13 protein-coding genes are annotated in these 13123 nt (G+C 65.4%); 5 read left to right on the forward strand and 8 right to left on the reverse strand.

The features are described from left to right. Positions 1-124 precede the first annotated feature (124 nt). On the forward strand, positions 125-838 hold the full coding sequence (locus tag NOF53_RS24255) for a hypothetical protein (protein ID WP_255973624.1): 714 nt from the start codon (positions 125-127) through the stop codon (positions 836-838). Here the strand turns inward: NOF53_RS24255 and NOF53_RS24260 are convergent. From NOF53_RS24260 to NOF53_RS24270, 3 genes are all read right to left on the reverse strand, one after another. Then, positions 824-1504: a PhzF family phenazine biosynthesis protein gene (locus NOF53_RS24260; RefSeq protein WP_255973626.1), complete on the reverse strand. Its 681-nt coding sequence runs from the start codon at positions 1502-1504 to the stop codon at positions 824-826. The genes NOF53_RS24255 and NOF53_RS24260 overlap by 15 nt on opposite strands. A gap of 88 nt (positions 1505-1592) precedes the next feature. Further along, positions 1593-2132 (reverse strand): alkylhydroperoxidase, AhpD family, encoded by a 540-nt coding sequence (ahpD, locus tag NOF53_RS24265; RefSeq protein WP_255973628.1) that lies wholly within the window; start codon positions 2130-2132, stop codon positions 1593-1595. A 3-nt stretch (positions 2133-2135) separates the two neighbouring features. Next, on the reverse strand, positions 2136-2723 hold the full coding sequence (locus NOF53_RS24270; RefSeq protein WP_255973631.1) for a peroxiredoxin: 588 nt from the start codon (positions 2721-2723) through the stop codon (positions 2136-2138). A 187-nt stretch (positions 2724-2910) separates the two neighbouring features. Here NOF53_RS24270 and NOF53_RS24275 point away from each other — a divergent pair, with 187 nt between their 5' ends. Continuing rightward, positions 2911-3834, forward strand: a complete 924-nt coding sequence (locus NOF53_RS24275) for a hydrogen peroxide-inducible genes activator (RefSeq protein WP_255973633.1) — start codon at positions 2911-2913, stop codon at positions 3832-3834. A 57-nt stretch (positions 3835-3891) separates the two neighbouring features. On the opposite strand, the gene NOF53_RS24280 is transcribed toward NOF53_RS24275, so the two are convergent. Beyond that, positions 3892-4638 (reverse strand): LysR substrate-binding domain-containing protein, encoded by a 747-nt coding sequence (locus tag NOF53_RS24280; RefSeq protein ID WP_255973636.1) that lies wholly within the window; start codon positions 4636-4638, stop codon positions 3892-3894. Positions 4639-4696: 58 nt separating this feature from the next. Between NOF53_RS24280 and NOF53_RS24285 the strand changes: the two genes are divergently transcribed. Next, positions 4697-5101: a DUF5997 family protein gene (locus NOF53_RS24285; RefSeq protein WP_255973638.1), complete on the forward strand. Its 405-nt coding sequence runs from the start codon at positions 4697-4699 to the stop codon at positions 5099-5101. Between the two features lie 3 nt (positions 5102-5104). Here NOF53_RS24285 and NOF53_RS24290 read toward each other — a convergent pair whose 3' ends face one another. From NOF53_RS24290 to NOF53_RS24300, 3 genes are all read right to left on the reverse strand, one after another. Continuing rightward, positions 5105-7609, reverse strand: coding sequence for a DEAD/DEAH box helicase (locus NOF53_RS24290; protein ID WP_255973641.1), 2505 nt, complete (start codon positions 7607-7609; stop codon positions 5105-5107). A 40-nt stretch (positions 7610-7649) separates the two neighbouring features. Next, positions 7650-8687, reverse strand: coding sequence for an alpha/beta fold hydrolase (locus NOF53_RS24295; protein WP_255973643.1), 1038 nt, complete (start codon positions 8685-8687; stop codon positions 7650-7652). Positions 8688-8832: 145 nt separating this feature from the next. Further along, positions 8833-9801 carry a proteasome assembly chaperone family protein gene (locus tag NOF53_RS24300; protein WP_255973645.1) on the reverse strand — a complete coding sequence of 323 codons (969 nt, stop codon included), beginning with the start codon at positions 9799-9801 and terminating at the stop codon, positions 8833-8835. 313 nt (positions 9802-10114) lie between these two features. Between NOF53_RS24300 and NOF53_RS24305 the strand changes: the two genes are divergently transcribed. After that, positions 10115-10828 (forward strand): DUF5642 family protein, encoded by a 714-nt coding sequence (locus NOF53_RS24305; protein WP_255973647.1) that lies wholly within the window; start codon positions 10115-10117, stop codon positions 10826-10828. A 157-nt stretch (positions 10829-10985) separates the two neighbouring features. Then, a complete protein-coding gene (locus NOF53_RS24310; RefSeq protein WP_255973649.1) occupies positions 10986-12122 on the forward strand; it encodes a DUF4192 domain-containing protein in 1137 nt (378 codons plus the stop codon). Between the two features lie 7 nt (positions 12123-12129). Here the strand turns inward: NOF53_RS24310 and galE are convergent, their stop codons facing one another. After that, the gene (galE, locus tag NOF53_RS24315; RefSeq protein WP_255973651.1) at positions 12130-13122 is read right to left on the reverse strand and encodes a UDP-glucose 4-epimerase GalE; all 993 of its coding nucleotides are present in this window, start codon (positions 13120-13122) and stop codon (positions 12130-12132) included. Position 13123 lies beyond the last annotated feature (1 nt).

Genomic DNA, 13123 nt, shown 5'->3' on the forward strand with positions numbered 1-13123 from the left:
CATCGAACGAGTTGTTCGCGTTCGCTATCGGTCAACATCAACTCAGCCTTCGGGCGTCCGGTTCGAGGCATGCCTCAGAATATCAAGCTAGAGCACGAATTTATGGCGTACGACACTAGGGCCCATGGACGCGCCCTCGCATACCGACGCTCGATCGACCGGTTCCCGCATCGACCTCGACACCGCGGTGGACGTCACCCGGACCGGTGACATCTGGATCTTCCGCGGAGGGTCGCCGGCGGACCGGGCCATTCAGACGTTGACCAACAGCCCCGTCAACCACGTGGGCATGTCGGTGGTACTCGACGACCTGCCTCCTCTGATGTGGCACGCCGAACTCGGACATTCGTTGCAGGACATGTGGACCGGGCGTTTCCAGCGTGGCGTGCAGTTGCACGATCTGCGGGCCGCTGTCCAGGTGTGGGGTGCGCGATACGGCCAGCGGGGGTGGTTGCGACAGCTCGCCGAACCCGCGAAGAAGGAACAGGAAGACGCGCTGCTACGGACCATTGCGCGACTCGACGGAACTCCGTTCCCGTCGACCGCGAAGCTCGCGTCCCGCTGGTTCGGGGGACGGCTCCCCGTCGGCCCGCGTAGGCGGAGCAACTCGGGGAGTCTCGAAAGCGCATACTGCGCCGAGGTGGTCGCCACGACCTACGAAGAGATGGGGCTCATTGCCGGGGATCGCCGCACGAGTTGGTACGACCCCGGGAAGTTCTGGAGTGGCGACCGATTGCCGCTGGTCCCCGGTGTCACGCTGGGCCGCGAGATCGAGGTGGTCCTCAGCGACACCGACCTCGCCGCGGGGCGCGGCCGTCGTCCGTCAGAGGGTTCGTGACTTTTCGGCACGCACGCGGCCACCGACCTCGACCCAGCCGGCCGGGTCGTACGTGGTGCGCAGTTGGGAGCCGCGGCCCTGCGTGATCAGCAGGGCATGCCGTAGGTGGGCGGTGATGCGGACGGCGGCCGCTCCGGTCGCTTCGTCCTCCACGATTCCCATATCAGGTGCGAACATTCGGGAACGAATCGAGTGTTCCACCTTGTCCGTCCAGGCCCACAGATAGTGATGACCCTTTCCGAACCTTTTCGGTTCGGCCGCCTCGACGTCTCGCACGCTGTTCATCGGGTACAGCGAGAATTCGGGTGCCCACTCCGGCTTGGCCCGAACCCAGGTGATCGCTCCCGAATGGCGCGTGGCCACAGGTCCGGCCGGTACGTCCACGGTGGTGACGGCGGCACCCCGTTCGCGCAGCCACCAGGACAGCCCGACGGTCGGGTGCCCTGCGAAGGGAAGCTCGGTGCCGGGTGTGAAGATTCTGGCGCGGGCGTGGTGGTCGCCCGGGGCGGGTAGATCGACGAAGATCGTCTCGCTGTACCCGAGTGTGGCGGCGACCTTCTGCCGGTCCTCGGGCGGCACAGTCGACGCGTCGACGATGCCGAGCGGATTGCCGTGGCGTCCGTTCTCGTCCGTGAACACCCGGACGACGTCTACGTGAATGGGCATTAGCGCACTCTATCGCTCCGAGGGGCGACGAAGAGCCCCGCACGCGCAGTGCGCGTGCGGGGCCCTTCGTCACTACCTCGGCGACGTGTCAGACGCTCGCGGTGGCGAGGGTTTCGTTGGCCTCGACGGCCTGGGCGACACCAGCGACGATGGAACCGGCGCGGATCGCTTCGAAGATCACCTCACGGTCCACACCTTCTTGCCGGAGGGTGTTCTCGTGGGCTTCGAGACAGTGGTTGCAGCCGTTGATCGCGGAGACGGCGAGCGACCACAGCTCGAAATCGGCCTTGTCGACACCCGGGTTGCCGATGATGTTCATCCGCAGACCCGCGCGCAGGTCGTCGTACTTACCGCCGAGGTATCCCTTGGTGCGGTAGAAGACGTTGTTCATGCCCATGATGGACGCGGCACCCAGAGCTGCGTTGTAGGCGTCCGCCGACAGCGAGTCGGCAGCCTCTTCGGCGATCTCCTTCAGGGTGGTCGCCGACTTGGTGGCAGCTGCGGTGGCGAGGAGGGTGCCCCACAACTGCTGCTCGTTCAGGACGGTGCTGCGCGCTATGGAACTCAGATTGAGCTTGAGGTCCTTGGCGTACTCGGGGAGCGAGTTCTTCAGATTCTCGACAGTCATGGCTCAGACGCTCGCAGTCAACAGTTCGCCGGCGTCGATCGTCGGATCGCCCTTCTTCCAGTTGCAGGCGCACAGCTCGTCGGACTGCAGTGCGTCGAGGACACGCAGGACCTCGTCGACGTTGCGGCCAACGGAACCGGCGGTGACGGAGACGAACTGGACCTCGTTGTTGGGGTCCACGATGAAGGTGGCCCGATCGGCGACACCGTCGGCGTTGAGAACGCCGGTGGCCTCGACCAGTTCACGCTTGAGGTCGGAGAGGATCGGGAAGGGCAGGGTCTTCAGGTCCTCGTGCTGTGCACGCCACTGGAAGTGAACGAACTCGTTGTCGACGGAGGCGCCGAGCACCTGGGCGTCGCGGTCGGCGAACTCGTCGTTCAGCTTGCCGAAAGCGGCAATCTCGGTGGGGCACACGAAGGTGAAGTCCTTCGGCCAGAAGAAGACGACGCGCCACTTACCGGCGTGGTCGTCGCTGGTGATGGTGGTGAAGTAGTCGTCGGGCTGCTGGGCGTCGACCTTGGACAGGTCGCCGCCGATGACGGCTTTCAGGTTGTACGCGGGGAACTGATCGCCGATGGTGAGCAGAGCCATGTTCGTCCTCCTACTTGTCTTGTGAACACGTCGAACGCAGAGCAACCACACCCGAAGGCGCGGTTGAGGATGCGGTACCGGAAGCGGGTCGCACTATCGTCGTGCGCCCCGCGTTTTCTGGTGTGATTCCATTCTGCATGAAAGCGGCTGAAAGGTAAAGCCGATAGATGCCTTTACACTGATAGGCATGGCTGATCAGAGTTATCAACCGACACTGTCGCAGCTGCGTGCGTTCGTCGCCGTGGCAGAACACCGCCATTTCGGCACTGCAGCTTCGCGTTTGAGTGTGAGTCAACCCACACTGTCCCAGTCTCTCGCGGCCCTCGAAAGCGGTCTCGGCGTGCAGCTGATCGAGCGGAGTACCCGCCGGGTTCTCGTGACCACCGCCGGTGAGCGACTACTCGGCCAAGCGAAGGTCATCCTCGAAGCCACCGATGGTTTCGTCGCGACGGCGGCGGGAGTAGGGGAGCGGCTCACCGGACCGCTGCGCATCGGATTGATTCCCACTGTGGCCCCGTACGTGTTGCCTGCAGTGCTGCCGGCGCTCCGAAAGGACATGCCGGCCCTGGAACCGCAGGTGATCGAGGATCAGACTGCGCGCCTTCTGGAGTCGCTGCGCACCGGCTCACTCGACGTCGCGGTGATGGCCCTTCCCAGCGGCGCCGCAGGCCTCACCGAAATACCGCTGTACACAGAGGACTTCGTGATGCTCGTGCCGGAAGGGCATGAGCTGGCTGGGCAAACGGGCATCTCGCCGTCGGTGCTGGGCGCGTTACCGCTCCTCCTCCTCGACGAAGGCCACTGTCTGCGGGACCAGACTCTCGATCTGTGCCGCTCGGCCGACGTCCAGCCGATGGCGGGCGACACCCGCGCGACGTCACTGTCCACGGTGGTCCAGTGCGTGGCCGGGGGGCTCGGCGTGACACTCGTGCCCGAGTCTGCGGTACGGGTGGAGACCGGGCGCGGTCCCTTGGCCACCGCCCGATTCGCAGACCCGGCTCCCGGCCGGACGATCGGACTCGTGTTCCGTTCGTCGAGCGCGCGCGCCGAAGACTACGGGCAGCTGGCCGCCTTGTTCGGGAAGTCGGCCGCGCTCACCGTGTGGCAGTGAGGCGCGGGCGCTCTCACCGTGTGGCAGTGAGGCGCGGTGCAGCGACGCTCTGCGGATTCACGACCGGCGGCGGGGTTTGCCGCGGGCGCCGCCGCGCTTCCCCGAGCCCGCACGTGTGTTTTCGGCCCCGGATGTCCGCTGCTGCCGCGTGGCACCAGCCGCCGGACGCTTTTTCTTCACCGGCTCGGCCTGCGCACGCCCTCGTGAACTGTTGACGGTGCGCCCGCGCACGATTCCGATGAATTCCTCTACGAGTTCCGTTGTCCGGTCCTCGGGCCACGACAGGGCGATCCGCGATTCGGGGCCGTCGGTCACGGGCCGGAACGTCAGGTCCTTGCGGTGATGCAGCCGGGCCAGCGACTGCGGGACGATGACGACTCCCACCCCGGCCGCCACCAGTTCGATTGCGTCCGCCGTCGTCGCCGGACGCTCAGTCGCACGTAATCCGGGTAGTTCGTCCCATTCGAGGGTGTCGTCGAGGGGATGCAGCGCGACATCGTCCGCAAGGTCGTCCGCGGACACCTCGTCCACCGCTGCCACCACGTGATCCTGAGGAATGACGACGACCGGTGTCTCGGCGTAGAGGGGAATGGCGCTGAGGCCGGTCCTATCGATCGGCAAACGGACGAGACCGGCGTCCGCCTCGCCGCGCCGCAATGCCGCGGGGGCGTCGGCTGCGGACAGCGCGATCAGGGTGAGGGGCACGTCGGGGATCCGCTCGTTCCAGATCCGGATCCACTTGGTGGGCGTCACCCCCGGGACGTACGCGAGCCGGAAGGAAGGGGGCACTACCGCGTCTGTCACTCCGTCAGGCTACCGGCCGTGGTCGGAAGCGCCGCACATCCTCGTTACTCTTGGCACCATGACGTCGCACAAGAGCACCCAGACGATGAAGCCGGCTACCGCGGCGAAGAAGCTGGGTGTGTACCTCGAAGCCACACCTGCCGAGTTCCAGGAGGGTGTCGTGTCGCGCGACGAGTTGACTGCGTTGCAGTCCGATCCGCCCGAGTGGCTGCTCGAACTGCGGCGCAACGGCCCGCACCCGCGGTCGGTGGTCGCGGCGAAGCTGGGTGTCTCCATCGCAGGCCTGGCTCGTGGCGGGGTCACCGAGGCCCTCACCACCGACGAGATCGACAGCCTCATGGCGGATCGGCCGGAGTGGCTGCAACAGGAGCGCGCCACCCAGGCCGAGGTCCGTCAGGAGGCTGTGCGCATCAAGGAGAAGAAGGCGGCGCGACGCGATCAGCCTCGGAAGCGGCGTTCGTAGCAGTTATCCCTCGACGATGCTGAGTTCGTCGAACACGACTTCTGAAGCGGCATCGGACTCGGGGAGGTCGACGACGGCGGTCAACGCCCAGCCGTGATCGCCCTGCGGGTCCTCGAGTACCTGGCGAACGCGCCAGAACTCGGGTGCCATTTCCACCTGGAAGAGCTGGGGTCCGCGTGCGGAGGGCCCGGTGCCCACGGAGGAGTACTCGTCGAAGTAGGGAAGAAGCTGTTCTTCCCACTCGTAGGCGTCGATGCCGTCGCCGAGCGCCTCGAGTTCGGACCACCGCCGTCGCGACGCCAACTCGATGCGCCGGAACATGGCATTACGCACCATCACCCGGAATGCACGTTCGTTGGCGGAAATGGGGCGCGGAACGTCGGCGCCGAACGCGACCTGCTGGACGTCACCCTCGGCGCCCGGATCGGTAAGGGATTCCCACTCGTCGAGAAGGCTGGAATCGACCTGGCGGATGAGCTCGCCCAGCCATTCGATGAGATCGTCGAGTTCCTCCGTCCGGGCTTCCGTCGGGACGGTCTGCCGCAGGGCACGATACGCGTCGGCGAGGTAGCGCAGCACCAGTCCCTCGGACCGAGCCAGCCCGTAGTGGCTGACGAGTTCGGCGAAAGTCATTGCTCGCTCGACCATGTCGCGCACCACCGATTTGGGGGAGAGCGCGAACTCGGAAATCCACGGGTGCCCACCTCGATACATCTCGAACGCCGGGAACAGTACCTCGGACAAGGGCTTGGGCCACGTGACCTCCTCGAGGAGCTCCATACGCTCCTCGTACTCGATCCCGTCCGCCTTCATCTGCGCCACAGCCTCGCCGCGAGCGGCATGCTGCTGTGCCATCAGCACCTGCCGCGGGTCGTCGAGGGTCGACTCGATCACCGAGACCACGTCGAGCGCATAAGATTCCGACTCCGCGTCGAGCAGCTCCAGCGCCGCGAGCGCGAACGTCGACAGTGGCTGGTTGAGGGCGAAGTCTCGTTGGAGTTCCATGGTGAGGCGGGCCATCCGGCCATCGGCATCCGGCTCGTCGAGCCGCTGCACGATGCCTGCGTCGATCAGCCCGCGGTACAGCGACAGCGCCTTCAGGATGTGCTTCCGCTGCGCGGGTCGCGACTCGTGGTTGTCCTCGAGCAGATGCCGCATCGACTGAAAGCAATTGCCGGGTCGCGCGATCACGTTGAGCAGCATCGAATTCGACACCGAGAACCGTGAGATCAACGGCTCCGGTGAGGCTGCGACGAGGCGGTCGAACGTGGCCTCGCTCCACGAGACGAATCCGTCCGGCGCCTTCTTACGCTGCACCTTCCTCCGCTTCTTCGGGTCTTCTCCCGCTTTGGCCAGTGCCCGCAGGTTTTCGACTTCGTGTTCGGGGGCCTGGACCACGACGGTGCCGAGGGTGTCGTACCCGGCACGGCCGGCACGTCCCGCGATCTGATGGAACTCGCGTGCACGCAGGTGACGTGTGCGGCTGCCGTCGAACTTGGTCAGACCGGTGAGGAGCACGGTGCGGATGGGAACGTTGATGCCCACGCCCAGCGTGTCGGTGCCGCAAATTACCTTGAGCAGTCCGTCCTGGGCCAGCTTCTCGATCAGCCTGCGGTACTTGGGCAGCATCCCCGCGTGGTGCACGCCGATACCGTGACGAACCAGGCGGGAGAGGGTCTTGCCGAAACCGGTGGTGAATCGGAAACCCCCGAGCGCCTCGGCAATGGCGTCCTTCTCGGCACGGGAGCAGAAGTTCACACTGGTCAGCGCCTGGGCACGTTCGAGCGCCGCGGCCTGGGTGAAGTGCACGACGTACACCGGAGCCTGATTGGTGGTTACCAGCTCTTCGATGGTCTCGCTCACCGGGGTGGTCGCATACGAGAACATCAGGGGAACGGGTCGCTCGGTACCGGCCACGACGGTGGTGGGCCTGCCCGTGCGCCGCGTGAGGTCGGTGGAGAAGAAGTCGACCTCACCCAAGGTGGCCGACATCAGCAGGAACTGGGCGTGGGGCAGTTCGATGAGCGGTACCTGCCACGCCCAGCCGCGGTCCGGCTCGGAATAGAAATGGAACTCGTCCATCACGACTTGTCCGATGTCGGAGTCGGGTCCTTCACGCAACGCGAGGTTCGCGACAATTTCCGCCGTCGCGCAAATGATGGGTGCCCGCGAGTTGACGGCGGCGTCACCGGTCATCATCCCGACGTTCTCCGCTCCGAACACCTCGCAGAGGGCGAAGAACTTCTCGCTCACCAGAGCCTTGATGGGGGCGGTGTAGAAGGTGCGCTTCCCGGTGGCCATGGCGAAGAAGTGCGCGCCGACCGCAACCATGGACTTGCCGGACCCTGTGGGGGTCGCCAGGATCACGTTGGCCCCGGAGACGAGCTCCATGATGGACTCTTCCTGGGCGGGATAGAGCCGCAGACCTCGATCTTCGGTCCATGAGGTGAAGGCGTCGAAAACGGAATCGGGATCCGCGTCTCCGGGGAGAAGGTCGGGAAGAAGCACTGCTACAGGCTAGCCGGACGGCAGTGCGTCGCTCTCGCGCCTATGTCGCGCTGCGTTCGTCGGAACCCATGGCGTCGAGAACGGCCATCCGGGTGGACGCACTGCCGGTGATGGTTCCTTCGCCGACGCCGGAGATCAGCATCTGCCGCCATCTGGCCTCGTCGAACGCCAGCGGGCGGGTGCTGGAGAGGAATTTCTCAATGGTGCGCAGGAACCGCATCGGGTCGTCCCGGAACGGGAAGTGACCGGCGCCACGGAAGATCTCGAGGTGCGAGCCCGGCATGGCCGCATGAGCGAGGTGGGCGTGGCTGACCGGGATGACTGCGTCCTGATCACCCCAGATGAGTTGCACCGGGAGGTTCTCGGTGAGGTAACACCGGTCGAGCATGGTGACCACCTGACCGCGCCAGTCGACGACCGCGCGCAGTGTGCGCAGGTATGCCTCGTATGCGGTGGGATCGTAGAGTTCGGCGAGCACGCGGACGAGGTCCGGGGTGTCGTGCAGGATGGCGCCGGGGCGCAGCCGGGTTCCGTTGAGCTGGCCGACTGCGTTGCCGAGTAGCCGGACCGCAGGCATGGCCCCGGGAATGCGCAGTAGTTTGAGGGCTTCGTTCAGGACGGGGACCGACGCGAGCCGGAGCAGGGGGTGGACGTCCTTGGTGACGCCGCCGGCGGAGACGAGAACGAGGCGGTCGACCATCTGCGGGAACTGGTACGAGAACTGCATCGCGACGCCACCGCCGAGCGAGTGGCCGATCACGGTGACGTTGTCGATGCCCAGGGTGGACAGCAAATCGCGCATGCCGTTGGCGTAGGCCGCCACGGAGTAGTCGGCGCGGGGCTTGTCGGAGCGTCCGTGGCCGAGGAGGTCCGGTGCGATGACCGTGTAGTTGCGGGCCAGATGCGGGATGATCTCGGTCCAGGTGGACGAGTTGTCCCCGATTCCATGGATCAGCAGGAGGGCGGGGCCCTCACCGGCCATGCGGAACGCGCGACGGTATCCGTGGATGGTGCGAAACATCATGCGGGTTTCGGCGTCGGGAACAGGCCTGAGCTTACGAATGCGAATGTCGCTCATGTCGCCTCCTGAACTAGGTGAACTTCCCGAATGTTGACCTCTCAATCATCCGCTTCGATTCGACGCTATTGCACGGGCGTCCGGTGAACAACTGATCAGGGCCGCTGCACAGCCGCAACGTGGCGGCGGCACAGGCACCCCTTCGTCAGCCCTGTCCCTCTGATCCATCCTCGCCGTCGAGGCGTTCCCCATAACCGTCCTGCTGCGCCTGCTCGGCGAGAAAACGCTCGAACTCGGCTCCCAGTTCGTCGCCGCTCGGAATGTCTTCCTCGCTGGCCAGGAGGCTCGACTGCTGTTCCTGGGCCGTCACATAGGCATCGTACTGACGCTCGAGTGCGTGAACGACGGTTTGGACCTCATCGTTACCTGCGATGTGCTCGTCCACCTGTTCCTTCACGCGTGCGGCGGCCTCGCCGAGCGCGTGGAGCGGCAACTGGAGATCTGTGACCTCACTAACATTCTCGAGAAGGGTTTCGGCCGCCCCCGGGTAGTCGGTCTGGGCAAGGTAATGCGGAACGTGGACGGAGAACCCGACCGACTCGTGGCCGTGCTGCGCCATCCGCAACTCGATCAACGACGACGCGCTGCCGGGTACCTGAAGCTCACCCGCCCAGCGCTGGTGGTCCTTGATCAGTTCCTTGTTGGTCGAATGAGCAGTCACTCCGAGCGGCCGCGTATGCGGAATGGCCATCGGGATCGCGTTGATGCCCACGGTCCGCCGAACACCGAGCTGTTCCGCCAGCAGGCGAACCGCGCTGGTGAAACGCTCCCACCGCAGGTCGGGCTCCATTCCTGCCAGTAGGAGGAACGGGGTTCCTGCCGTGTCCTTCAGGGCATACAGGTTCAGTTCCGGCTGGTCGTAGTCCGAAAAATGGTCGGACTTGAAGTTCATGGTCGGCCGACGTGAGCGGTAGTCGACCAGTTCGTCTACCGCGAAGGAGGCAACCAGTTCGCTCTCGAGGCTCTCGCGGAGGTGGGTCGTGGCGAGTTTGACGGCGTGGCCTGCATCGGAGAAGCCCTCGAGTCCGTGGATCAACACCGGCCCCTGCCCGTCCGGGGAGGACAGCTGCGGTGCGGGAAACTCCAGCTCGTACATCTTCGACTGTTCGTCCATGACAGACCTCTTCTCCTTCGTGCGTGACCTCCAGTGTCCCCTATCGTCTCCGGCATCGATACGTCGGACATTTTTTCGCGGAGGTGGTGCTTGGGGGAGAACGCCCCGCAACCGTCGGATAATTCCCGTTGGCGCCCTCTCCGTGTTCGCCGCGGGCGAGACCTCGTGCCCGGATGGGAGTCGCCTCATGTCGAGGATTGGATTGCCGGGACAAGTTGACGCTCTGCCTCCCCGATGTCGTTGTGGCCTTCTGGCAGAGTGTCGGGAGGGCTCGGCTGCGCAAGAGCCACAGGCATCGGTACGGAGGTCGACGGTGAGTTCGCGGCGCACAAGTTTCCCGGCAGCGGTCCTCGTCCCTGTCGCCCTCCTTGCCGCGGCAGCCGGGGTGCTCTCGTCCTGCTCGTCTGCTGTACCGGGGGTGGCTCAGCCCGCCAGCGGCGTCACGGCCGGAGTGCCATCCGGCAAGGGATTGTCTGCACTGTTGCTGGACCCGTCCGATTTCCCGTCCAGATATCAAGCGATCGTGCTTCCGCCGCAGGCGGTGTCGATGGCCGCACCAGATCTCACGGGTGTTCCCCAGGACGCCGTCGTCGAACCGTCCGAGTGCGCTCCGCCGCCGCAGGACTACGGGCCGACCGGAACGGTGATGGCCGTGGGCACCGACAATGTGAGCCGGTCGACCATCACGGTGGAACTGGCCAAGACCGACGCGCCGCTCGACGAACTCGCGCAGCAGACGGCAGACTGCGGTGAGATCACCGTGGCCTCCAGCGGTGCGGAATCGACCGTCACCACCGACCTCATGCCCGCCCCCCCGATTCGAGCAGACGACACGCTGGCACTGCGCCGCACAGTTCGATCCGGCAGCGACGGCGACAAGGTCACCCAGTCGATGGCCACCGTGATCGCCCAGGTGGGCGACGTCCGCGTGTCGGCAACTTTCATGTCCTTCGGCGATGCCTCAGCGGACACTGTGGCGCTCGACGACCTGTTCACGAAAGCGGTACAGAAGGTTCAGGCAGGCTGAGCGCGCTAGCACACCGCTCCGACACCACATGCGGTCGACGGTGGATCCGTCCGTCTCGACCGCCGGGTTGTCCACAACCTGTCGGTCATCCACAGCCCAACCCATCGCCGCTGGTCGGAGAAATCGTGGGCTCGGGTACGCATTCAGAGTCTGGGGCATGACGACATCCGCATTCCCGCACAGGTCCGGCTCCGAGCGCGCCGGTCGACACCACTCGCCACCGGAGCAGCTCGGGGTTCGCCTGTCCGATCCCGGTGACCTCCTTGCCGCGATTCCCGCGTTCCTCGGCTTCCGTCCGGAACGGTCCATCGTCGCCCTCTGCCTGACGGAGAATTCGACGGTCGGCGCCGTCATGAGGCACGACCTCGTACTCGGAGGCGGTGATACACCCACCGCACCGATGTACGCGGCCGTGGACCAGTTCGCGGTGGTGTGCGAGCGTGAACAAGCCACAGGCGTGCTGGTCGTCCTCATCGACGACCGATTCGCGGACCCCTCGGCCACGTCACGGTCCGAATTGGCAACTATCGTCGCGGAGTTCGAGGACCTCCTGGACCGGACGTCCACCGAACTGCTCGACGTCTTCGTGACCGCCGACATCGGCGAGGGCTGCCGATGGTTCGGACTGCTGAGTGGTGGACGATACGGTGTGCAATCGGATCCGGTGGCCTCCCACGTCGCCGTGGCGCAGGTCGTCAGTGGCCGAGCAATCCGGGCGTCCCGCGAAGATCTGGAAGCGACAGTAGAGGCAGGTCCGGTCGGCGAGCGAATCCGCATCGCCGAACTCATCGACGACATTCGGGAATCCGCTCCGAGAATCCAGTTTGCGGGACGATCCGACATCCGAGGCGATCGCCGTGAACTGGAACTGGTGCTGGACCACATCGCGCGTCTGCCTTCGGGAGAGGCAGTGGCCGCGCACGAATGTGCCGACCTCGCCGTCGCGCTGGACAATCTCGTGGTTCGCGACAGTCTCCTCGCACTCGCGGTCGGCGAATATGCGGGCGATGCCGAACAACTCTGGATTCTGCTGGCGCGTCATCTCCCCGACCCCGAACGCGCCACCGCCGCAGCTCTTCTCGGATACAGCGCGTATGTACGCGGCGACGGCCCGCTCGCCGGCGTTGCCTTCTGCGCGGCCTTGGAATCCGATCCCGATCACGCGCTGGCCGCGCTCCTGGACAAGGCCTTGCAGTCGGGACTTCGTCCGGGCGCGGTCCGTGAACTGGCCGGCCTCGGCTACGACTCTGCGCGCAAGATCGGAGTTATCCTGCCGCCGCCGATCGACACCTGAGACCGTGTCACCGCTGCGCTGCGTGGGACCTGTCGCCGAGCTGTTGCAGATATGCCCAGGCGTCGGCGACGATCTCGTCGAGATCGGTGTGTTCCGGCCTCCATCCGAGTTCGGCGATCGCGCGGTCACTGGACGCGACGAGAATCGCGGGGTCTCCAGCCCGGCGGGGCGCGTCTTCCACCGGAATAGGCAGTCCGGTGACCCGGGCGCAGGCCGAAATGACCTCGCGGACACTGAACCCGGCGCCGCTGCCGAGGTTGTAGATCCGGTGACGGCCTTCTACGGACGACTCGAGGGCGAGTAGATGTGCCTCGGCCAGATCGAGAACGTGAATGTAGTCCCGGACCGCCGTGCCGTCGGAGGTGGGCCAGTCGGTTCCGAAGATTGAGATCTTCTCGCGTTGGCCGAGCGCGACCTGAAGAACGAGGGGAATCAAATGCGTTTCCACTACCCGGTTTTCACCGACCGACTTGTACGCTCCCGCTACGTTGAAATACCGCAGACTTGTCGCCGCGAACGAATGTGCCGCAGCGTAGGACGTGATGGCATGGTCGATCGCGAGCTTGGTGGCCCCGTACGGATTGGTGGGCCGGGTCGGATCCGCTTCCGTGATCGGCGAGTGCTCGGGCTCACCGTAAGTGGCGGCAGTGGAAGAGAAGACGAGCCGCCTCGTTCCCGAATGCCGCATCGCCTCGAGGAGTTCGAGAGTCGTGACGACGTTGCCCCGCCAATACTTCTCCGGGTACTCCACGGACTCGCCGACGAGCGATTGCGCCGCGAAGTGCAGGACACCGTCGAACCGGGGAGTCCCGCTGGTCCCGAGAACATCCACGGCGAGGTCGGCGACGTCACCTTCGATGAACTCGGCACCGAGCGGCACCGCGTCGGCATTGCCCGTGGAAAGGTCGTCGATGATGACGACCTCGTGTCCTCGTTCGAGGAGCACGGTGCTGCACACACTGCCGACATAACCGGCGCCGCCGGTGACGAGAAGTTTCATC

Origin of the sequence: Rhodococcus tibetensis (assembly GCF_024438035.1) — a bacterium.
In the GTDB taxonomy this organism is placed as follows: domain Bacteria; phylum Actinomycetota; class Actinomycetes; order Mycobacteriales; family Mycobacteriaceae; genus Rhodococcus_F; species Rhodococcus_F tibetensis.